This window comes from Achromobacter sp. UMC71 (genome assembly GCF_014170305.1).
GTDB lineage: Bacteria > Pseudomonadota > Gammaproteobacteria > Burkholderiales > Burkholderiaceae_B > Achromobacter.
Window position 1 is genome coordinate 47474 of the sequence record NZ_LZZT01000025.1, and the last position, 21349, is coordinate 68822.

Here is a 21349-nt window from a genome sequence, read left to right on the forward strand (position 1 = left end):
TCCGCCTCACACGCTATGCGAAAGAATGGCTGTCGCCTGGCTGGACAGCACGCCGCCATTGCCATGCACCAGCGCGACGTCGGCACGCTCCACCTGCCGCTCGCCGGCCTCGCGGCGCAATTGCGCCACCGCCTCGATCACCAGGAAGATGCTGTACATGCCCGGATGGCCAAACGACAGGCCGCCACCGTTGGTGTTCATGGGAAAATCGCCGCCGGGCGCGATACGGCCGCCACTGACGAACGCGCCGCCCTCGCCCTTGGCGCAAAAGCCCAGGTCTTCCAAGAACAGGATCGGGTTGATGGTGAAGGCGTCGTACAGCTGCACCAGGTCGACGTCCGAGGGGCCCAGCCCCGCCTCGGCGAACGCGTCCCGGCCCGAGTCCACGGCAGGGGTCACCGTCAGGTCTGGCATGCACGAGATCTGCCGGTGCCAATGCGCGTGCCCCGACCCCAGCACGTAGATCGGCCGCTCGTGCAGGCCGCGGGCCCGGTCCGCGCGCGTGACCACGTAGGCGCCGGCGCCGTCTGTCACCAGGCAGCAATCGCGCACGCTCAGCGGGTCGGACACGAGCGGAGAAGCCAGCACGTCCTCAACCGTCAGCGGTTTGCGCGAGAAGGCCTGCGGATTTAGCTGCGCCCACCGCCGGGCGGCCACCGCCACCTCGGCCAGTTGCCGACGCGTGGTGCCGTACTGGTACATGTGCCGCGATGCGGCCAGCGCATAACTGGAAACGGGATTGAAGGGCTTGTACGGATGCTCGTAGGGCTGGGGATCCAGTGCGGCGCGCATCTGGTTGATCTGGCTGCTGCTGGGCACGCTGCGCGGGTTGGCGCCGTAGCAAACCAGCACGTTCTCGCACAGCCCGGCGTCGATGGCCATCGCGGCGACCTTCAGGTCGGCGATGAACGACGAACCGCCGAACATGGTGCTATCCGAGAACGATGGCCGGATACCCAAGTACTCGGCCATGCGCATGACCCACCACGGCGACGTCAGGCTGGACGTAATGATGCCGTCGATCTGTGCCATCTTCAGTCCGCTGGTGGCCACCGCGTGGTGCGCCGCCTGCGAGATGATCTCCTGCTCGGTGCGGCCGCCGCAATCGCCCAATCCCGCCATGCCGGTACCCAGCACAGCGATCGCGCCTCGATAGCTCTTCCTGGTCATGCCGCCTCCGTCGCTGAGAACACCAGCAGCGGCTGGCCATCCTGGCGCGCCACGCGGGCCCTCACGCGCAGCCCGATGGCAACGCGCTCGCTGTCCGTATCGACGACGGTGCTCATCAGGCGAGGGCCCTCGTCCAGATCGACCAAGCAGACATTGTGCGAGCCGTTCTTGCCTCGCACCGTCGTGGTGGCGTAGACCGTGCCCCGGCCGCTGGGCGATACCCATCGCAGGCTGTCGGCGCCGCAATGTGGGCAGATCACACGGGGAAAGAAATGGTGCCGGTTGCAGGCCTGGCATAGGGGGATCATGAACTGGCCGTCGGCCAAGAACTCAAAGTATTCGCGATCGGCGCTGCCGGCCGCTTCACTGCTGGTATGCGACATGCGTTCCCACGCTGCCCGATGGGCAGCAGTCTCCGGTTCTAGGTATGCCCGCCGCGCAAGAGGCCGGCGAAGATTGGTGAACCATTCTAGGATTGGCGGCCTCGCACGACCATCCGAAAGATTCGAAGTCGCCATTGGTGAGATTCGAATCGAGGCCCGGCCCGGAGGAAAAGCAGTGAACTCATGTCCTGCGAGGTTCATTCGCCGCGTAATGCAATTGGCGCTTTCGAAACCGCACGCGAGCGCTGATGTCGCCTCTCAAGGTCGATCAGTCTCGGCTCTCGGCGGGACGCGTCCATAAATTCCCCCCGCGCCAAGGTGGCGCGCAGTAGCCGCACGGCACGTTCTTCATCAACGTGCTCGACGCCCTGATCATCGGCATCACCTTCATGATGCTAGCGTTGAAGACCGCGCTACCGCGGTCGGTCCGCCTGTTCGGTGCGACCTATCGGCGTTGTGTTGGCGCGGACAGGCGCGGGGCATGGCAGGCCTGAGGAGGCTTTGCCAAGATATCCGCGACCACGACCGGCGCCGAAAAAGAGACGGCGCAGTATTCCGCGCCGCTCTGCGGCCCTTCAACGTTCTAACGACTGTTGAGTCTAACTTGTTGCCCTCTTGGCGCGGAGCCCCGTGAGCATAGACTCGTGGTGACAGCTGCAATCCCAATCGCAGCCTTCACGCCCTCGACCAAGTAGTCTGACCTGCTCCGGGCCACTTGCTGACGCCCATTCGGTCGCACACTCCATGGCGGCCAGTTTCTATCTTATGGTGCAGCAATGATCCCGGCATCATGCAGACGGCCAATGGCGCCGCTATCCAAGCCGAGCACTTCGTGCAGCAGGATATCTGTATGCGCTCCCAGCTGTGGAGCGGGCGCGGTGGGCGTGCGATCAAGACCGGAAACTCGAGATGCAGCGCCGGCGCTCCAATGTTCTCCGATGCCCTCGGTGGTGATGCGCTCGAAGACAGGATTGGCTGCGCCCATGCGCGGGTCCCTCTCGAGCAGTTCAAGCACTGTGCCGTAGCGGCCCCAGCACACTTTGTGCTCGCTGAGCGCCGCTTCGACTTGGGCTGCCTTACGTGTGGCGAACCAGGGCTCAACCAGACTGGCGATCACGTCGCGGCCTTGGAAACGTTGAGCCTCGTCGCGAAAATCGAGGCCCAGGCGGTTTTCGGCCGCGCTAATCGATTCAGCGATGCTGCAGCATTGGACCAGGGCCCTCCACTGTCCGGCGGAAATCGCCGCCACCATGATACGAACGCCGTCCGCGGTAGCGAAGTCGCGTCCGAATGCACCATACAGGTGATTTCCAATAGAGGGCCTCTCTTGCTTTAGCAATTCGGCTTCGGCAAGTACCCCCAAATGCGACAGCATTGAGAATGCGACATCCGACAGGGCAAGCTTGATTTCGGCGCCGCTTCCTGTCGCCATACGGCGGTTTAGCGCCGCCGTAATTGCGAACGCGGCTTGGTAGGCACAAGCGATGTCCCAAGCGGGCAAGACGTGATTGACGGGCCGTTCGATGCCCCCCCCGCCCGTGACGGCGGGATAGCCCGTTGCACAATTCACCGTGTAGTCCACAGCAGTACTGCCGTCGGGGTTTCCCTGAATGGTGCAACTGATCAGGTCGGCACGGCGAGCAGCAAGCACGTCATGGGCCAGCCAAGGTGCGGCGACATTCGTCAGCAAGACACCGGCTTGCGGACCGGGCGCGGTGGCTAATGCCTGGATAAGTTCGCGGCCTTCGGGCTTGCGCAGGTCGATGGCGATGGATCGCTTGCCTTTGTTCAATGCGGTCCAGTACAAGCTGCGGCCGTTGCCGTCGGCTTGCGGCATGCGCGGCATGCGGCCGTAGTCGATGCCGCCTCCGATCATGTCCACGCGGATGACATCGGCGCCGAACTGCGCCAGCGTCAAGCCAGCCAGCGGTGCGGCGATAAAGGCCGAGCTTTCGATGACGCGTACGCCGCCGAGGAAGGAATAAGTCATTGCGTCAGGCCCTTTCGAACACAGCCGCCATGCCTTGGCCGCCGCCTATGCACATGGTCTCCAGGCCGTAGCGCTCGCCACGGCGGGAGAGCTCGTGCAACAGTGACGTCATGATGCGCACGCCAGTTGCGCCGACGGGGTGGCCCAGCGAAATTCCGGATCCATTCACATTGAAGCGATCCGGGTCGTTCCAGCCCCATCCTTTGGCGCAGGCTAGCGCCTGGCAGGCGAAGGCTTCGTTCAATTCAACCAGGCCCATGTCGTCAAAGCCCAGGCCGTTGCGGGCGAACAGCTTCTGCACGGCGGGAACGGGACCAATGCCCATATGCGAGGGCTCGCAACCGGCTGCGGCCCAGCTGTGCAAGTAGCCGATGGGCTTGAGCCCCAGGGCTTCCAACTTGTCTTCGGCCACAATCAGGCAAGCCGCTGCCGCGTCGTTCTGCTGGCAGGCGTTGCCGGCGGTCACGACGCCGTCCTTCATGATCGGCCTCAGGCTTGCCAGCTGATCCAGCGTCAAGTCGCTGCGTATGCCTTCATCACGCGAGACGACCAAGGCGTCGCCCTTGCGCTGGGGAACGCGCACGGACACGACTTCGTCTTGGAATTTACCGGACTCCCAAGCGGCAGAAGCACGCTGATGGCTGCGCAGCGCAAAGGCGTCGGCCTCTGCGCGCGTGATGCCGTAGTCCCGGGCCAGGTTTTCGGCGGTTTCTATCATGCCGCTTATCGTGCCGAACCGCGATACCGGTTGCGAGCGTTCGCGTCCACGCTCCAACCGGTCGTGAAAGCGTACAGTGCCCGCGCGCTTACCCCAGCGCATATCGGTGGTGTAGTACTCGACGTTGCTCATGCTTTCTACGCCGCCGGCCATGACCACGTCGGCAGCGCCGGTTTGCACCATCATCGCGGCGGTAGCGATGGCTTGCAGACCACTACCGCAACGGCGGTCCAGCTGCATGCCGGCGACTTCGATGGGAAAGCCCGCCTGCAAGGCGATCCAGCGCCCCGTGCACGGCACCTCACCATTGGCATAGGAATGCGCGAATACCACGTCCTCGATGCGAGCTGGGTCCAGGCCGGTGCGCTCGATGATGGCGCGGGCGACGGTAGCGCCCAGTTCTTCGACCGGCACGGGGCGCAGAACGCCACCAAATGCGCCGATCGGCGTACGAAGGGGAGAGACGATAGCGGCGCGTTTCATGCGGCTTCCTGGAAGTAAGGTCGGATGGAGCGGATCAATTTCGGTGTGGGAGAGTCACCGCGCGCGCTCAGCGCGGTGGGAGCTTTAGCTGTTTTCCTGTCCATGACCACGCGGGTTCTCATGGAGCGCATCCGGATATCGGGGAGGCTCCTTAGCTAAAAAGGCACGGACGCCCTCGCAAGCTTCGGCCGAGGTGAATGCGCGTTCCGACAACGGCAAGGCGCGCGCGATCGCGCCGGCTTCGGTGTCGTCCCAACTATAGCTAATGGCCGTCTTGCACAGAGACAGCGCGAGCGGCGGGCGCGTAGTCAATTGTTGGGCCAAGGTCAGTGCCTGTGCCAGAGCCTCGCCCGAAGGCGAGATCCGGTTGATCAAGCCCCACGCCAATGCCGTAGCCGCATCGATGGGCTCGCCCAACAGCATCATTTCCTTGGCGCGCGTAGCGCCGATGCGGCGCGTAACCCTTACCGGCCCGCCACTACCGGGGAATACTCCAAGCTTGATTTCGGGCAGTGCAAAGCGCGCTGCGGGATCTGCCACGATGAAATCGCAGCACACCGCGATTTCCAGACCGCCACCGAACGCCACGCCATGCACGGCGGCAACCGTGGGCTTGGGAAAAGCGGCCAGCGCCGCGAACACCTCATGCTGCAGTTCCAGTTTTTCCGGGCCTATCCGTCCGGGCTGCATCAAGGGTTGGAACTCCTCGATGTCCGAACCCGCGCAGAACGCCCGTCCCGCGCCGGTCAGCACCAGGGCGCGTACGCGGGCATCGGTAGACAGAGAATCCAGCGCCTGGCCGAGCGCGATCGTCAGCCCCCGGAACATCACATTCAGCGGCGGATTGTCCAGCGTCAGCACGGCGACGCCGTCATCCCGAATGTCGCAACGAACAGACACGCAATCAGCCATAGCGGCCACCCGTCACATGCAGGACCTCGCCCGTGATGAAGCCGGCCGACTCCGCGACCAAGAACGCCACGGCGTTGGCAATGTCCTCGGGCTTGCCCACGCGCTTGATCGGCTGCATCTGGATCGCGCGCTCTTTGATGGTGGCGTAGGTCGACAGCGCCTGCACCATCTCCGTTTCCATGAAACCAGGCGCCACACAGTTCACCGTGATGCCATATCGGCCTTCTTCGATGGCCAACGCCTTAGCCATACCAATCAGACCTGCCTTGGCCGCGGAGTAATTTGCTTGTGTGGCATTACCCAGGTGCGCTCTCGAGCTGATATTGACGATGCGTCCCCAACCTTGATCGATGAAGTGCGGCATGACGGTCCGGCAGGCCAGGAAAGTTCCTTTCAACATGACTTCCATGACCAGGTCCCAGTCCTGCTCGGTCATCCTGACGAGGTACTTGTCGCGCGGAAAGCCGGCGTTGTTCACCAGGATGTGGACGCCGCCAAACGTAGCGATGGTCTCGTCAACCAGACGCTGCACATCGGCAGCCTGGGTAATGTCGGCCATAATTGCATGCGCTTGCAAGCCTTCGGCCCGCAACGCGGCGGCCGTGGCTTCGGCCTGTTCAGCCAGGATGTCAGTGATGACGACGCGCGCGCCTTCGGCAGCCAATTTGCGGGCGGTCGCCGCGCCCAGTCCGCGCGCGGAACCCGTAACGATGGCAACTTTGTCGTTGATCTGCAGATCCATGTCGGTCTCTCTTTATGTAAGGTAGTGCGTACCCGCCAGTGCAGATACGCGTATAGATTCAGTCGGACAGGTCGATGCGGCCAGCACTCAGCACCATGACGTCGCGTTCCACGGCCGTGGTGCGAAGCGAGATCAAATTCCCATCGCGCCAAGCGTCGGTGCGCAACGTGTCGCCCGGCAGCACGGGCGCGGTAAAGCGCACGCGCATTCCGCGCACCGCGCTGGAGTCATAGCCCAGCAGCGCGCGCAGCACGGCGTGCAGGGCCACGCCCATCGTGGCCAAGCCGTGCAGGATCGGCCTGGAAAATCCCGCTTCCCGAGCAACCGCCGGATCCGCGTGCAAAGGATTGCGGTCGCCGTTCAGGCGATAGAGCAGCGCGGCTTGCGGCAGCGTGGACAGCTCGCACACGGCATCGGGGGTACGGTTGGGCAGATGGTGGGCAGGCAGCGGCGCCAATCCATGGCTCGCGCCATAGGCTGCGCCAAAACCACCGTCGCCACGCAGCATCGTGGTTTGCGTGACCGTGGCGAGTAGATCGCCGCTGGCGGCGTCGGTGATGGTCCGGTCCTGCAGCATAAGTGCACCTTTATCAGGACCCTTGTCGTGCAGGCCCACGACCCGGCTTGCGCCGATAACGTGACCGCTAGCAGGCAAGGGACGCTGCAGTTCAATCTTCTGCTCGGCGTGCACGAGCTTGCGCCATGCGATGCCGGTATCCGGCTGGTCAGCCCAGAATCCTTGATAACCCAGGATGTTTGCCAGCGTTGGCAAGGCGCATAGGCCGCCCCGCACGCCTTCGTAAACGTAGCGGAGCTGGCCGGCGCTCTGCGGATCGGCACCCAGGCCGCAGCCTAAGGCATAGAGCATGGTGTCAGACTCGCTGTAACGATGCGATCTCGGCTCGAAAGTCCGGTTCAATAAATGGTCGGGGATCACTGACATGCTGACTGCCCCGTTAGTACGAACCGTGACCGACGGTACCGATCGCCGGCTCTGCGGGCGAGATGTCGTCCGAACCGGTGTATGCACGCGCGCTCAGGTCGATCACCGCGTCCACGGCATAGGCACCGTGGCCCGCCGGCAACGCGATAACCGGATTCAGGTCTATCGACTGCAGGCGCGGACCGGCCTGGTGGGCGAACTGCGACAAGCGAGACAACATCGCGGCCAGTGCCTTGATATCGGCTGGCGGCTTTCCGCGCGCGCCTTGCAGCAGGGGCGCACCCTTGATGGACAGAATCATCTGTTCCGCGATATCGGCATCGAACGGGCAACGGCGCAGCACAACGTCTTTCATGATCTCCACGAAAATGCCGCCCAACCCGAACATCGCAACCGGCCCGAAAACCGGATCACGTTGGATGCCCAGGATGCACTCGACGCCGCCAGACAGTTGGCGCGCAACCAGCACGCCCTCAATGCGCGCCTGAGGTGCAGCGCTACGCGCGCGCTCGAGCAACAGCGCGTGTCCATCGCGCACCGACTGCGCATTGGCAATATCCAACAGCACGCCGCCGATCTCCGACTTGTGCAAAATGTCGGGCGACAGGATCTTCATGACGACGGGATAGCCGATCAAGTCCGCGGCCGCGGCCGAGGCCTCGGCATCGACGCAGGCGCGCTCTTCGGCTACGGCGATACCCGCCTGCGCCAGGATGCGCTTAGCCGTCGCTTCGCTGGGCGTGACGTCAGGCAACTCAATCGAAGCATGCACGGACGCGGTCTGCCGGGCGGGGCGGGCGAACGCTGCGCCGAAACGTCCCATGGCTTCAATTGCGGCCACGGCGCGTGCGGGATCCTCATAAACCGAGAAGCCGTCATCTTCGTATTGCTGCACGCGTTCGCGCGAGGCGAGGATGGACAGCACGAATAGGCGATCCGGATGCCGTTCGCGGACCGCCTTCAGTTGCGCTCGCAAGCCATCGGCGATGGACGCTGCGCCAACGGTGTAAGTGAAAAATCCCAGAATGGACTGATAGCCACCAGACTCAACCACCGCGTCCGCGAACCTTCCCGCGATCGTCAGATCATTCATGAATTGCGCAGTGCAATCCACGGGATTGCGTGGTGCGCAGAACGGAATCAGTTCTTTCAGGTGTCGCTGCGTGTCGGCTGGCATTTCGGGCATGGGCAGGCCCGAAAGCTCGGCCGCGTCCGAGACGATCACGCCAGCGCCGCCGCTAACGGTAATCACGCCCAACGAGTTTTCGACCGGATAGATGCGACGCGTGGCCAAGCGCGCCACGTCCAGCATATGTTCGGTGGAACGGGCTCGCACTACGCCGTACTCGGCCAGCACGGCGTCCGTCACGGCGTCGTTACCCGCGATCGACGCGGTGTGAGACTGGGCTGCAGCGCTGCCGACTTCGCTGGTGCCCACCTTCATCATGACCACGGGCTTGCGAGCGAGACGCGCAGCCTCAAGCGCCCATAGCAGACGCTGGCCGTCGCGTATGCCCTCGGAATACACGGCAATGATATCGGTGTCGGGGTCATCGACAAGGACCTGGACCATATCGCCCAGGCTGATGTCGCATTCATTGCCACTCATGATGCACGAGGACACGCCGATGCCGTCGTCACGCGCCAGGCCAAGAATGTGACTGCCATAGGCGCCCGATTGGCTGGCAATACCCACCCGGCCCGCTTTGGGAAACCCACTTTCCACCACGGAGGTAAAGCTGCCGTAGAAGCCAACGCGCGGATTCAGCACGCCTAGGGAGTTAGGTCCCAGCAGTCGCATGCCATGACGGCGGGCGGCAGCCATCATCCGGTCCTGCAAAGCTGCGCCCTCGGCATCGGCCTCGGCAAAGCCAGCGGAGAACACAATGGCGACTCGAGTGCCACGCTTGCCCAACTCCTCCACGACCTCGGGCGCCAGTCTAGCCGCCACTGCTACGATGGCCATTTCCGGCGTTTCGGGCAGATCAGCCACGCTGGCATAGGCGGGCAGGCCCTGGGTCGTGGGGCGCTTAGGATTAACCGGCATCAACAAGCCCCGATATCCCTGTTCGCGCATGTAGGCAATGGGTCGGCCGCCGATTCGCAGCGGGTCGTCAGATGCGCCAATGACGGCGACGGATCGGGGATTTATCAAAGCCCCCAGGGCGTGACGGTCTGACATGGAGAGAAGGCTCCGAAGTGTGAGCGTGACCGGGCTGCGGCCAAGGTGCCTCGCCCGGAGAAAATTATTGGACGGAAGCACCCGATGCCTGGACAACCGGCGCCCAGCGCTTGATCTCAGAAACGATCTGTTTGTCGAAATCGGCCGGGGTGGACCAGCTTGCCGGAAAGCCCTGCGCGTCCAGACGCTGTTTGATTTCTGGGTCTTCGAGCACCTTCTTGAGCTCGGCGTTTAAGCGGTCGATGATGGGCTGCGGGGTTTTTGCTGGGGCCATGAGGCCATTCCAGACTTCCGCATCAAAGCCTGCCACGCCGGATTCCGCCACAGTAGGCACGTCGGGCAAAAGCGGCGACCGCTTCGTTCCCGTGATCGCGATAGCCCTCAAGCGGCCGGACTGCACTTGCGGCAATGCAGAGAACATCAGGTCCAGCACAACTTGTGTATTGCCGGCCATGACGTCGGACATGGCCGGCGCGCTACCGTTGAACGGAATGTGGGTCAGCTTGATACCGGCCTTGCTGGCCAGGAGTTCGGCCGTCAAGTGGGTGGAAGAGCCATTGCCCGCGCTCGAGAAGTTCAGGGTGCCAGGCTCGGCTTTTGCCCGGGCGATCAGATCCTTGAGATTGTTGATAGCCAGCTTGGGATTGACCATAACCAACATGGGACCGCTGGACAGGCGGCTGACACCCATCAGATCTTTCGTGATGTCGTAGCGCAGGTTCTTGTACAGCGACGGATGGATAGCATGGCCCGTCGTAACGAGCAGCAGCGTGTAGCCATCTGCAGGCGAGCGCGCCACCGCTTCGGCGCCGATGTTTCCCGACGCGCCTGCCTTGTTTTCGACGATGACCGGTTGCCCCAGCTGCTCGCCCAACTTTTTCCCCACGAGTCGAACGACCACATCGTTGGTGCCACCAGGTGGGTACGGAACGATGATCTTGAGAGGTTTGTCGGGGTAGTCGGCGGCGTGCGCCGCCGAGAGTGGCAGGGTGGCAGCGGCGAGCGCAAGGAAGGCCGACGCAAGACGGGCGAGGTTCATGGTATGTCTCCAGGTTTATGACCCGCGCAACCATGGCACCGCGCGAGTACTGTTCTAGGTGACCATCCTAGAGACGACCGCCATACCTGATCCAATACTTTACATGTCACCTTCTATTCATTGAATGTATACTTAAAGTGGCGATTACGGAACGCAATGGAACCTTAGGTGGATCGATATGGAATTGCGCCAGCTTAGACAATTCGTGGCCGTCGCGCAGACGCAGAGCTTCAGTCGCGCAGCCGAACGCCTGTTCATGGCGCAGCCGCCGCTATCGGTCGCCATACGCAAGCTGGAAGATGAGATCGGCGTGCCTCTGTTGGAGCGCGGATCGCGGGGCGTCAAGCTGACACCTGCCGGACACGCCGCCCTAACCGCGGCGACCAAGTGCCTGGATAGTGCGGCAGATATCGTCACGGCCGCGCGGCAAGCAGCCAACGGCGAAAGCGGCGGCTTGCGCATCGGCTTCATCGGATCCCTGACTTTCAGCCTGCTGCCACGTCTGATCCAGCACTTCAGCCGACGCTATCCGCACGTCAAGCTGGACTTGAGCGAATCCACCAACCAGGGCCTCCTGTCGATGATCGAATCGGAAACGGTGGACGTAGCCTTTGTGCGCGAGCCCACCACGCATCCGAGCAACATGGTGTTCGAGACCATTTCCCGCGACGTATTCTGCGTAGCAATGCCAGCGGATCACCCATTGACGCGCAAGCAATCGCTATCACTGCAGGAACTGCGCGATCAGGATTTCATCGGATACACGCCGTCTCGCGTGGGCGGCCTGAATGCCGCCGTAATGCACTTGTTGCGCGAAGCCGGCGTGTCGCCGCGCGTGACGCAGGAAGCTGTCCAGGTGCAGACTGTGGTAGGACTTGTGCGCAGCGGTCTGGGTATTGCACTCGTACCGTCAATCAACGCTGCGTTTATGCCCGCCGACGTGGAGTTCCGGCCGCTGAACGACCTGCCCGAATCCTCCCACATCGGAATCGCGCTGGTCTATCGTGAGCGCGACAATAATCCGGTGATACGTCGGTTTATCGCCAGCATTCAGCACAGCATCGCCGAGCACGGAGCAAAATTGCAGCGATAGACCGGTGTGGAAATCCTCAATTTTATAAGGGGCAATCAAGGCTATCTCACCCTTAGCCAACCGGTGAGGCGTGGAACACCCGGAAAGATCGTCGGGCAGAACGTTCAAGCTGGAGCACATCTAGGCAATACGCGATCGTTTGCAAAGCAAGGCCGTGTATTCGAACTGGCGCTACGAGCCGGATGGCATCATCCTGCCCTGCCTTTACATCGCAGCCAACGAGCCATCGCCGCGTTCGGATAGGCGCAGCAGTCACTGACGGTGAGGGCAATGTCATCGGACATCGGATGGAACGACGTCCCGAAGTTTGGTGGAGGCTTGTACATCTCCAATTCACCCGCATTTGAAGGCGATGCCGATCAAGACTTTCGCTGCTGGAATCGCGATGGCGGGAAATGCTTCAATGACGAGGAGAAGGCACTATTTGCCGAGGAAATCTTACGCTCGTTGAGCAACGCGATCCCTCGAGAGAAGCTTACTGAAGCTCGAGAAGCGCTACAACGTAACGGCAAGCTCAAAGGGTTGATTGAGTTTTCGCGTGCAATCCATGCTGAAATGCACGCGATCATCAATGCGAATCGCATTGGCGGAGACGCCTTGGTGGGAGGACGGCTTTACGTAACGACGTACCCCTGTCACTCGTGTGCACGTCATATCGTGGTGGCAGGGATCCGCGAGGTGTACTACATTGAACCCTATCGAAAGAGCCTGGCGGTGCGACTTCATGGAGATGCCGTATCGGAGGTGGAAACCGAGAAGGACAAAGTCCGCTTTCTGGCGTTCGAGGGTGTTGCGCCATCCCGCTATCTGTCCCTGTTCAAGACGCCCTTGGCGGGCCGCAAGCAACAGGGCAAAATGATCAAAATTAGCGCAGCAAAGGCGTCGCCGAAGCTTGAAAAAAGTTTGGAGGCGCTTCCGGCACTTGAGGCTGTTGTTGTAAGATCGCTGATTAGCAAAAATCTTGTGGCCAACAACGGCGGGATCGACGATGACGCACCAAGTCCACCCCGTGCAGCTTAGCCTCGAGTTCGAGCGAACGCTCGCACCCCGTAGCCCTGATCCTGTGACCGAGCCACTTGCATCGAACGTGGTGAGCTTCCAAGCGTACCGCGATGTTCAGCAATCCGCTGCAACGGTCCATCAGCAACTGGCACGTGAGGAGGTAGCTCCTCGACGGCTGTACCAGAGCATCTTGGACTCAATCCGACATTTCGCTTACTAGACAGATTGTTCAGCTGCGCTGCTAGGATGAACGTGGGCAGTTCGAGCTGAACAATCTAACGAGACGGACCGTCACAGCGAGCGGCAAGGTCAATCACAAGCCGCTTTCAGCATCCGCTGCTGCACACCACTTTCAAGATTATATCTGCGCGCTTGATGTGCCCAGGGTCTCTAATCCAGACTGAGAAGAGCCCAGAGCTCCACCTCCTGATCTGACGGGCCGAATCTCGCGCCAAACGTGAACAAGGGCCGCTTACGCGGCCCTTGCACTTGGATAAAGCAGATATGCGGGCAGATAGAAGGAGTTGAAAGGAATTGTCGCTGCGACCGACTTTATTCCGCGCGACCGACTTTATTTCCAGTTTTCACCCTGAAAGAGAGAAATAAAGTCGGTCGCAGACGGGCCTTGCAACCCCTTGATTTTGAAAGACTTCGAAGTTTAGAAAACTTGGATCAAAGTCGGTCGCACCTCAGGCCTTCCCGCCTTCAGTGCAGGAAAATTGAACAAAAGTCGGTCTCAGGAGGTTCGGGTTCGTAAAGTGCGGGCGGCTAAGCTACGAAAAGAGCTGCCTCGTGGCTCACACAGCCATTGTGTGCAGCGGAACAACCGTGCACTCATGGATGCGGGGTGGCACAGAAAGCGGGCGCAGCCGTTGTAAGACGGCTCCCGGCCAGGATCGGACATCTAACTTCCCCAGGTAGTTCTCAAGGGTAGGGCGATGTCCCGGGCGCGGACCCGCCGCTCCGGGCCAGAGCGGCGGCTAGAACGTCGCGCGCAACGCCAGCCGGAACGTGCGGGGCTGTCCGAAGAAGTTCCAGTAATTGGTGTTGCCGACGGACTGGTAGTAGTTCTTGTCGAACAGGTTGTCCACGTTGAACTGCACCGCTAGGTTCTTGTTGACGTCATAGACCGCGTGCAGTCCCACCAGCGCGTAGGGCGACTGCGAGATCCGGTATTCGTCCTCATCCGGACCGCTGGCGTTGTAGATGTCGCTCTGCGCGTAAATCGAGCCGCCCACGCGCAGCTTGTTCAGATGGTCCGGCAAACGGTAGTCGGTGGACACCTTCAGCAGATGGCGCGGATAGGTGGTGGCGAACGCCTGGCCCGAAAGCGGGCCCTGCGCATACTTCGACTGCGTGTAGGTATAGCCCAGGCTGACGTTCCAGGCCGGCGTGATCGCGCCGTTGATCTCGAAGTCCACGCCGCGGTTGCGCACTTTCTCGGCCGCGCGGTAGCACGAGAAGATCCCTGGCGGGCACTCGTCGATGTCACTGATCAGGTCCGCCCGGCCCTTCTGGTCCGTCTGGAACATGGCCAGCGCGGCATTGACCCGGCGGTCCATGAATTCGCCCTTCAGGCCGATCTCATAGTTCTGCCCGGTCATCGGCTTGAGTACGTTGCCGTCGACGCCGATGTTCTCCTGCGGCTTGAAGATCTCGGTATAACTGGCGTACGCCGACAGGTTCTCGTTCAGGTCCTGCACCACGCCGGCATACGGCGTGATCTTGCCGCGCTGTTCATAACGGCTTTCCGTGCGCACGGTAGTCTGGGCAAAGCGGTCGAACTCGAACCAGCTCATGCGCGCGCCCAGGATGAACGTGGTGCTGTCGGTCAGGCTGAAACGGCCGGCCGTGTAGATGCCCTGCTGCTTCTGCGTGATGTTGTACTGCCACATGTGGGCGTCCAGCCCGGTGGGGGCTGGCGGATCGAAGGCGCCGAGGTTGTTCATGTCCACCAGGTAGCGGTAGCTGGCATCGCGCCCGCCGTGGTAGCTGAAATCGTCCTTGCGCGTGGACGCGCCGATCACCAGTTCGTGCTGGCGGCCCAGCAACTGGAACGGGCCGGAGGCATAGGCGTCCAGACCCCACTGCGTGTCGTCGTACTGGAAGAGGCGGGGGTTCAGCGTGAACACGTCGCCGGTCGTGCGCTGCGTGTAGTTGCCCAGGAAGTCGGATTTGGCGGACAGCCAGTTGCCGGCCACGGTCAGCTTCCAGCCATTGGCGAACTCATGCTTGATGTCCGCGAACAGGTTGGTGTTGCGCTTGTCCAGGTAATTCCAGTCGCCCACCAGGGAGGTCTTGCGCGACATCGGGTAGAACGAGCCGTCGGCCCGCGAGGGCAGCCCGGACCAGTCATAGCCCTGGTTGCGGTCCTTCTGGTAGCTGAAGCCCGCCGTCAGGGTCGTCGCGGGAGTGATGTCGCCCTCCAGGATGCCGTAGAAGAGCTGATTTTCCTTGCCAGCCCTTTCCTTGAAGCTGCCCGAGTTGGTGTACGCCATCACGGCGCGGCCGCGCAGCGTCTTGGCCTCGTTCAGCGGCGAGGACACGTCCAGCATGGTGCGGTAGTCGTCCCAGGACCCCGCCGACAGAGTCATCACACCCTGGGTTTCCATGCCGGGACGCTTGCGCACCAGGTTGATCGCCGCCGCCGGATTGCCGGCCCCTTCCAGCAGGCCGGTGGCGCCGCGCACCACTTCGACCCGATCGTAGATCTCGGTGGTGGGCTTGTTGATGGCGTCGAACGAATAGGCATTGCTGATGTTGGCGGGCACGCCGTCGATCTGCAGGTTGTCGATCAACTGGCCGCGCGCCTGGTAGACCGAGCGCTCGGATCCGTTCTGGATGACGGAAATGCCTGTGGTGGCCTGCAGCACGTCGTCCAGGTTCTGCATGGACTGGTCGTCCATGCGCTGGCGCGTCACTACCGTCACGGACTGCGGCGTTTCGCGCGGCGACAGATTCAGGCGCGTGGCGCTGTTGGTCACCTGCACCACGTAGGTGCCGCCAGTATCCGTGGGCGGTTGCAGGCCCGACACGGTGATTGGCGCGAGCGTGGTCGCCAGTGCGTTCGGCGTGCGCCGCAAGGTCAGCGTGCCATCCAAGGCCCGCGTGGGTTCTAGGCCGCTACCCGCCAGCGCCTCGCGCAGCGCCGCATCGACGTTGTAGACGCCGTGGATCGCGGGCGCATTCAGGCCGCGGACCAGTTGCGGATCGTAGGACACCACGGTTCTGCCCAGCCGGGCGATCTCGGTCAGGGTGGCGTCCAGGCTGGCAGCGGGCAGGTCGAACGCGATCGCCGCGCGCGGCTGGGCATGGACCGGCTGGGCGAGGCTGGATGCCGCCAGGACCACGGCGACACATAAAACATGGGGAACAGGTAAGACGCGCATGAAGATCTCCGATACGTTGCACACAGCGATATGTAGACATGTGCCGTGAGATCGGAAAAGTGACAGTCCTCATGCGAAAAAAATCGGTCAGGCCGAGCGTACGTCGATCAAGGTCAGCCAGCGAGTGTAGCGACTGACCTTGATCGGCAAGGTATGTTCCAGCGCGCTGAGCGCGCGGTCGGTGTCGTCCAGCGGGTACAGGCCGGACACTGCAAGGGCGGCGGCCTGCGGACTCACGCGCAACAAGTCCGTCCGGTAGCGCCCCAGCGCAGCGGCGATCTCGCCCAACGGCTGGTCGCGCGCCTTGAGCCACCCTTCGCGCCACGATGCCGCGTCTTCCATGCGTAGCGGCCGGTCCGCCCAGGCATCGCCAAAGCGCGCCCCCTCCCCGGCGGCCAGCGTCAGGCGCTCGGCCTTGCGCGGAAGAACCTCGATACGGCTTTGCAACGCCACCGCCAGGCTGGCCTGCGGCTCCAGCCGGACCATGCAGCCGGCCCCCGCGCTGCGGACCTGCCCGTGCGGCGTATGCACGTCGAACAGTGCGGGGTGGCCCGCGTGCGGCTGTACGATCAGGGCGCCTTCCAGGAGGCGCACCCTGCGCGCCTGTGCCGTGAACTCCAGGTCTACCCGGCTGCGTGCGTCCAGCGTCAGCAGGCTGCCGTCCGGCAGCGTGAACTCTCGGCGCTCTCCGGTGGAGGTGCCCAGATCTGCCACCAGATTGCCCAACGGAGAGACCCGGTTCGCCGCCCAGGCCCCGGCCACCGCCGCGCCCACCAGGCCGGCGGCATTGAGCAGCACGCGGCGCCGCGCGGGACGCAGCAGCGTGCGCCGCAAGGCGTGATGCTCATTCTTCATCACGGTTTCCAGCCGCCCCACCGACTGGCTCAGCCGTTGCTGCAGCCGTGCCCAGGCGCTTTCGTGAGCCGGATCGGCCGCGCGCCACGCCGCGCATGCGCTACGGTCGGCGTCCGTCGCCTCGCCGGACGTCAGTTTCAGCCAGAAGCCGATCGCGCGGTCGCCCGCGTCGGCCGTTGCCTGCTCGCGGGTCATGGCGCCTCCGCCAGCGCATAGCAGCGCTGCAGCGCCCGCGCGATGTATTGCCGCACCATGCTCACCGATACGCCCAACGCGGCGGCGATCTCCTTGTGCGTCAGGCCGTCGAGCTGGCTGTACAGGAAGGCCGCACGCGCCTTGGTCGACAGGCCGTCGAGCATCTGGTCCACTTGGTGCAGCGTCTGCAGGATGATGAGCTGCTCCTGCGGGGACGGGGCGAACTGCTCGCCCTTGTCGAGCAGGCTTTCGAACCAGGCAGCTTCCAGCTCCCGGCGGCGCCACAGCTTCCAGATCAGCCGCTTCGCGATCGTGATGATGAGCGCACGGGGCTCGCGCGCCAAGGCGAGCTTCGGGGTCTGGATCAACTGCACGAACGTGTCGCCCGCGACGTCCTCCGCATCCTCGATGTTGCGCAGCCGGGTGTAAAGGCGGCCCAGCAGCCAAGGCCTGTCTTCTGTATAGATGCGGGCCAGAAGGTGCAGGTCCGATGTAAGCGTGGAAGGCGGGAGCATGGCGGCGCGGCGGGCGGTCTGATCATGAATGGGAATCGCTCTCATTCTATATCAGATGTTCCCAATATGGCTGCGTCGATGCGCTGAGCCTATATCTGCACGGATGTGCGTGCCAAATGCCTTCGGCGTGTTGATGCCGTCCGGCCGCCCAGCACGAGCGCGCCAGGCGCTTGCGGCCCCCCTCACCGGCCAGCACCGCCCGTCCCCTCCGGCGCATCGCCCCATACGCGTTTGCGTCCGTCGCGCCGTCGGTCATCTCCTGGACCGGTTAGGCGGGACGAATGTCGGCTTCCGGCCGATTCTGTTGAAAAACTCGCGGCCGTCTCGGTCGTCTGGCAGAATTTGCAAAGCGCCAACGAGTTCGGAGAGCACCGACATGGACGTTTCCGCGCCAGCGATACCTTCCGCTGGTTGTTCGATGAAGTGGTCCGTCGTTGCATGGCTGCGGGCCTAGTAAAAGGCGAAGGCTTCGCTGTCGATGCCAGCGTCGTGGCTGCTGATGCGAACCGCCAGCGCGGTGTTCCTGCCAGTGAGGCCACCGACTGGTCGAACCCCGCACTCAGCACGCGTGCCGTGCGCGAGTATCTCGAAGCGCTCGACGACGAAGCGTTCGAACAAGCCGTTCCCCGGCGAATCTCGCTGACCGATCCGCAGTCACGGTGGACGGCCGCCCCTGGCGGTCCCGCATTCTTCGCTTATTCGACAAACTATCTGATCGATACCGAGCATGGCGTGATCCTCGACGTCGAAGCCACCCCTGCACATCGCACCGCAGAAGTGGACTCTACCAAGACGATGGTGGATCGTGTCGAGGAACGATTCGACATCATCCCTGATCGGCTCATCGGCGATACCGCTTACGGCACGGCGCCGATGCTGGCGTGGTGGTGCAAGACAAGGGGATAGAGCCGCACGTCCCCGTCTGGGACAGAACCCAGCGCAAGGACGACAGTCTATCGAGCAGCGACTTCGAATGGGATGGCGAGGCCAACGAATATCGTTGCCCCGAGGGGCATGCACTGCGCAGCGAGCGGCACACGTTCAAGATCGAACGCACTCACGTCACCAAGGCGGGCACCGTAATCTACCGAGCCAGCAAAACGGACTGCGGTAAGTGCGCGATGAAGTCGCAATGCTGCCCCAATACGCCGATGCGCAAGATCGCTCGCAGCATTCACGAGGATGCACGCGATGCCGCCAGGCGTATCGGCGCCACCGTGCAGTACCAGCGCTCACGTCACGAACGAAAGAAAGTCGAGGTGCTGTTTGCACACCTCAAACGTATTTTGAAGATCGACCGCTTGCGGTTGCGCGGACTTACTGGTGCAGCAGACGAATTCACGCTTGCAGCAGCCGTTCAGAACCTACGTCGTCTTGCGATGCTTACCTCTCCGGGGCCACCGATTCAGGGCACAGGTGCGCCCAGTTGAGGCGAAACCCACCGATTAACAAGGCAACCGGGCATCAGTACCCGGTTCCAATCGAAAAAATGGCGAAAGCCGCCAAGTCATCGGCCTTGTAAGCGCGACCAATCGCGCGAGCAATCGAGTTTTTCAACAGAATCGGCCAGAAGCAGTCATACCGCGGCGTCAACATGCAACTGCGGGCGTCTACATAGCGGCGTGGCTGATTCCCGTGAGCGATGCTAATCTGCCCGGACTCATCTGCGTAGTGGGAGATGGCATGGATCGAATTACTGACCGCTATTTAAGGGTTGCCAAAATCGAGGCGGCGGGTCGCTCGCCGTTGTATGAACAATGGGCATTGCATGTCGCGAAATCGTCTAACGCATTAGCATTTCTGAACGATCTACCTGTAGATAAGCAGCAACCCAATCTGCTGTTTACAGCGCTCCGGCATACCGTAGGCGCGCCCTCACATCGACTGCAGATTACGACGCAGGCCTGGCACAACATGGCGCCGCCATCCGGGCTCTTATGCTGGCTCGTTCCGCACAGACCACGAGCCTGGGCGCTGTGCGGTGTTGATGCCCGCTCTCGCTTCAATCGGTGGCAAGATAACGCTAATCGAAGTGGGGGCCTCTGCAGGGCTGTGCCTGCTGATGGAGAAATACGGCTACGACTGGGGTTCACAACGTCTGGTTCCCTGTCCCAATGAATCGGACTATCCGGTCTTCCCCTGTGAGGTCACCGGCGCTGCCCCGCTGCCCCGCACTTATCCTGAAACTGTGTGGAGGGCGGGATTAGACCTGAGCCCAATCGACGTCCGTTGCGACAAGTATAGGAAGTTGCTGGAGGACTTGGTGTGCCCGATGATGAAGATCGACTCACCCGCCGTCAGTCGGCGCTACGGATCTGCAGACGCGAGCTACCTCAGATCGTCCGGGGCGATCTGTTGCGGGTTGTTGCTTCCTTAATCGAACAGGCACCGGCGGAAGCGACTGTTGTCGTGTATCACTCCGCCGTTCTGAACTACGTTATGGATCAGGCACAGCGAAATGAATTTGCACGCGGCATGCTGGCCTCGGGTTGCATCTGGATTAGCAACGAAAGTCCGCTGGTATTTCCACAATTCTTGCCTTCGGACGCGCGGCAGCCGTCCGGCATGTTCCTGTTATGCGCCGATGGCCAAGCGTTGGCCTGGACGGACCCGCATGGTGCCGCGCTGCAACGGCTGTGATTCAGCGCTTTCTTCGCTGACCGCCGTCGGAAAGATCTAATGAGCACATGGAGATATCATGAAGTTCGACGTTTACGGTAGATTTGCGCTGGAGGTGCTTCATACGACCCGCGGGTGGGGGCGTATCGCCTTACCGACGGCAAGCATGTGCGTGCGGATGACGTCATCATCTCGGCGGATATGGCGCCTGGAGACATCGCGGAATACCTGTCCTTAGCGCGCTGCTCCTCCATGATTCCATGAAGGTAGGGGAAAACCGCGTTGTCGAGCTTGCGCAAGATAAAGTCTCGATCCCCTTCGTGTGCCTTAGCATTCACAGGGGAGGCGCGGCACGCCGTCCTTCATAGGAACTTCCTCAATAAAGGCATCGTACGCGTTGGCGAATGTCGTCATCTCGAGCTGAGTGGTCATATCAAGCCAATGATTGACTTTTATCAGCGTCCCCACCGCCGCCGGACTTGCAATCTGCTGTTTGGTGTACATGGCCTCTGGTTTCTTGTGGGAGCGCTCAGCAAAGCGCAATGCTCGCTCTACGTCGTTCTCGAAAAATTAGACACCAGGGCCAAGCCAGTCGTAATCATTGCGACTCTGGTCGAGGGATACCACTCGTCGGCTGACCAAGTCGTCACGGACTACCGCATCGCAACCGTAGTACCCGACAATCAGATGTCCTGCTTTCACCGGTAGAACGACTGGAGGTTGCCGGCCTCGTCGAGGATCCCTGCGCGCTTGGCAATCTCAATGGCCTTTTAACGCCCAAGGATCGGTACGTTTTGGAGCCGCGAAAGCGGTATAGCTAACCGCCTTCGGCCGGGCTTTTTAGCCGTCTTAGCAGCTGGCTTAGGATCCACTGCATTCTTTGCGGCGCTCACCGGTTCGCCTGCTTACTTCCGCGGAGCTTTGCTCTTCGGATTTGGCGAGCCGGTTTGGACAACATAGCGAACTATAGGTAAGTACCCAGTTGTCTTAGGTGGGCGTTTGCGAATGATTGCCATGAGCTTATTTTCGCACATGGTGCCTCGGTGGGACACCTCTTCCCAGACCTAGGGGGCATGCTGCGACGGTCAACGCCTTCTCCTACCGGCCGCCCCGTAGATC

The 21349-nt window shown here is 62.0% G+C and carries 16 protein-coding genes and 2 pseudogenes; 5 read left to right on the forward strand and 13 right to left on the reverse strand.

Features of this window, described 5'->3' with window-relative positions; genetic code table 11:
• Positions 1-6 precede the first annotated feature (6 nt).
• The 9 genes from A9974_RS12285 to A9974_RS12325 all read right to left on the reverse strand — a co-directional run bounded on the left by A9974_RS12285 (position 7) and on the right by A9974_RS12325 (position 10562).
• The gene (locus tag A9974_RS12285) at positions 7-1170 is read right to left on the reverse strand and encodes a thiolase (protein WP_183004367.1); all 1164 of its coding nucleotides are present in this window, start codon (positions 1168-1170) and stop codon (positions 7-9) included.
• Positions 1167-1553, reverse strand: coding sequence for a Zn-ribbon domain-containing OB-fold protein (locus A9974_RS12290; protein ID WP_183004368.1), 387 nt, complete (start codon positions 1551-1553; stop codon positions 1167-1169). Before A9974_RS12290 ends, A9974_RS12285 begins: the two co-directional genes overlap by 4 nt.
• 763 nt (positions 1554-2316) lie before the next feature.
• Positions 2317-3543, reverse strand: coding sequence for a CoA transferase (locus tag A9974_RS12295; protein ID WP_183004369.1), 1227 nt, complete (start codon positions 3541-3543; stop codon positions 2317-2319).
• A 4-nt stretch (positions 3544-3547) separates the two neighbouring features.
• On the reverse strand, positions 3548-4744 hold the full coding sequence (locus A9974_RS12300; protein ID WP_183004370.1) for an acetyl-CoA C-acetyltransferase: 1197 nt from the start codon (positions 4742-4744) through the stop codon (positions 3548-3550).
• An 84-nt stretch (positions 4745-4828) separates the two neighbouring features.
• Positions 4829-5605, reverse strand: coding sequence for an enoyl-CoA hydratase/isomerase family protein (locus A9974_RS12305; protein WP_370539626.1), 777 nt, complete (start codon positions 5603-5605; stop codon positions 4829-4831).
• 43 nt (positions 5606-5648) lie between these two features.
• Positions 5649-6398, reverse strand: coding sequence for a 3-oxoacyl-ACP reductase FabG (gene fabG, locus A9974_RS12310; protein WP_183004372.1), 750 nt, complete (start codon positions 6396-6398; stop codon positions 5649-5651).
• Between the two features lie 58 nt (positions 6399-6456).
• Positions 6457-7341 (reverse strand): MaoC/PaaZ C-terminal domain-containing protein, encoded by an 885-nt coding sequence (locus A9974_RS12315; RefSeq protein WP_183004373.1) that lies wholly within the window; start codon positions 7339-7341, stop codon positions 6457-6459.
• Between the two features lie 13 nt (positions 7342-7354).
• A complete protein-coding gene (locus A9974_RS12320; protein WP_183004374.1) occupies positions 7355-9523 on the reverse strand; it encodes an acetate--CoA ligase family protein in 2169 nt (722 codons plus the stop codon).
• 64 nt (positions 9524-9587) lie between these two features.
• A complete protein-coding gene (locus tag A9974_RS12325) occupies positions 9588-10562 on the reverse strand; it encodes a tripartite tricarboxylate transporter substrate binding protein (protein WP_183004375.1) in 975 nt (324 codons plus the stop codon).
• A gap of 178 nt (positions 10563-10740) precedes the next feature.
• Between A9974_RS12325 and A9974_RS12330 the strand changes: the two genes are divergently transcribed.
• Together A9974_RS12330 and A9974_RS12335 are read left to right on the forward strand one after the other, a co-directional pair.
• Positions 10741-11655 carry a LysR family transcriptional regulator gene (locus A9974_RS12330; RefSeq protein WP_183004376.1) on the forward strand — a complete coding sequence of 305 codons (915 nt, stop codon included), beginning with the start codon at positions 10741-10743 and terminating at the stop codon, positions 11653-11655.
• A 270-nt stretch (positions 11656-11925) separates the two neighbouring features.
• The gene (locus A9974_RS12335) at positions 11926-12675 is read left to right on the forward strand and encodes a deaminase (RefSeq protein ID WP_183004377.1); all 750 of its coding nucleotides are present in this window, start codon (positions 11926-11928) and stop codon (positions 12673-12675) included.
• A 962-nt stretch (positions 12676-13637) separates the two neighbouring features.
• On the opposite strand, the gene A9974_RS12340 is transcribed toward A9974_RS12335, so the two are convergent.
• From A9974_RS12340 to A9974_RS12350, 3 genes are all read right to left on the reverse strand, one after another.
• Positions 13638-16046 (reverse strand): TonB-dependent receptor, encoded by a 2409-nt coding sequence (locus tag A9974_RS12340; protein WP_183004378.1) that lies wholly within the window; start codon positions 16044-16046, stop codon positions 13638-13640.
• Positions 16047-16133: 87 nt separating this feature from the next.
• Positions 16134-17096, reverse strand: a complete 963-nt coding sequence (locus A9974_RS12345) for a FecR domain-containing protein (RefSeq protein ID WP_183004379.1) — start codon at positions 17094-17096, stop codon at positions 16134-16136.
• The gene (locus A9974_RS12350; protein ID WP_183004384.1) at positions 17093-17611 is read right to left on the reverse strand and encodes a sigma-70 family RNA polymerase sigma factor; all 519 of its coding nucleotides are present in this window, start codon (positions 17609-17611) and stop codon (positions 17093-17095) included. The genes A9974_RS12345 and A9974_RS12350 overlap by 4 nt, the downstream gene beginning before the upstream one ends.
• A gap of 360 nt (positions 17612-17971) precedes the next feature.
• Here A9974_RS12350 and A9974_RS12355 point away from each other — a divergent pair.
• The 3 genes and pseudogenes from A9974_RS12355 to A9974_RS29665 form a co-directional block, all read left to right on the forward strand.
• A pseudogene (locus A9974_RS12355) lies at positions 17972-19041 on the forward strand (transposase); the annotation flags it as partial.
• A 253-nt stretch (positions 19042-19294) separates the two neighbouring features.
• A complete protein-coding gene (locus A9974_RS29660; RefSeq protein WP_220805928.1) occupies positions 19295-19729 on the forward strand; it encodes a DUF2332 family protein in 435 nt (144 codons plus the stop codon).
• Positions 19629-20251: pseudogene (locus tag A9974_RS29665) on the forward strand (DUF2332 family protein). The gene A9974_RS29660 and the pseudogene A9974_RS29665 overlap by 101 nt, the downstream one beginning before the upstream one ends.
• A 306-nt stretch (positions 20252-20557) precedes the next feature.
• Here the strand turns inward: A9974_RS29665 and A9974_RS12365 are convergent.
• Complete coding sequence (locus A9974_RS12365; RefSeq protein WP_183004380.1) at positions 20558-20734, reverse strand: hypothetical protein; 177 nt, start codon at positions 20732-20734, stop codon at positions 20558-20560.
• Positions 20735-21349: the final 615 nt, after the last annotated feature.

What these genes read in the sequence shown, in the direction of transcription:
- A9974_RS12285 (WP_183004367.1), bottom strand. Translation starts at nt 1,170, where the DNA reads ATGACCAGGAAGAGCTATCGAGGCGCGATCGCTGTGCTGGGTACCGGC.
- A9974_RS12290 (WP_183004368.1), bottom strand. Translation starts at nt 1,553, where the DNA reads ATGTCGCATACCAGCAGTGAAGCGGCCGGCAGCGCCGATCGCGAATAC.
- A9974_RS12295 (WP_183004369.1), bottom strand. Translation starts at nt 3,543, where the DNA reads ATGACTTATTCCTTCCTCGGCGGCGTACGCGTCATCGAAAGCTCGGCC.
- A9974_RS12300 (WP_183004370.1), bottom strand. Translation starts at nt 4,744, where the DNA reads ATGAAACGCGCCGCTATCGTCTCTCCCCTTCGTACGCCGATCGGCGCA.
- fabG (WP_183004372.1), bottom strand. Translation starts at nt 6,398, where the DNA reads ATGGATCTGCAGATCAACGACAAAGTTGCCATCGTTACGGGTTCCGCG.
- A9974_RS12315 (WP_183004373.1), bottom strand. Translation starts at nt 7,341, where the DNA reads ATGTCAGTGATCCCCGACCATTTATTGAACCGGACTTTCGAGCCGAGA.
- A9974_RS12320 (WP_183004374.1), bottom strand. Translation starts at nt 9,523, where the DNA reads ATGTCAGACCGTCACGCCCTGGGGGCTTTGATAAATCCCCGATCCGTC.
- A9974_RS12325 (WP_183004375.1), bottom strand. Translation starts at nt 10,562, where the DNA reads ATGAACCTCGCCCGTCTTGCGTCGGCCTTCCTTGCGCTCGCCGCTGCC.
- A9974_RS12330 (WP_183004376.1), top strand. Translation starts at nt 10,741, where the DNA reads ATGGAATTGCGCCAGCTTAGACAATTCGTGGCCGTCGCGCAGACGCAG.
- A9974_RS12335 (WP_183004377.1), top strand. Translation starts at nt 11,926, where the DNA reads ATGTCATCGGACATCGGATGGAACGACGTCCCGAAGTTTGGTGGAGGC.
- A9974_RS12340 (WP_183004378.1), bottom strand. Translation starts at nt 16,046, where the DNA reads ATGCGCGTCTTACCTGTTCCCCATGTTTTATGTGTCGCCGTGGTCCTG.
- A9974_RS12345 (WP_183004379.1), bottom strand. Translation starts at nt 17,096, where the DNA reads ATGACCCGCGAGCAGGCAACGGCCGACGCGGGCGACCGCGCGATCGGC.
- A9974_RS12350 (WP_183004384.1), bottom strand. Translation starts at nt 17,611, where the DNA reads ATGCTCCCGCCTTCCACGCTTACATCGGACCTGCACCTTCTGGCCCGC.
- A9974_RS29660 (WP_220805928.1), top strand. Translation starts at nt 19,295, where the DNA reads ATGGATCGAATTACTGACCGCTATTTAAGGGTTGCCAAAATCGAGGCG.
- A9974_RS12365 (WP_183004380.1), bottom strand. Translation starts at nt 20,734, where the DNA reads ATGTACACCAAACAGCAGATTGCAAGTCCGGCGGCGGTGGGGACGCTG.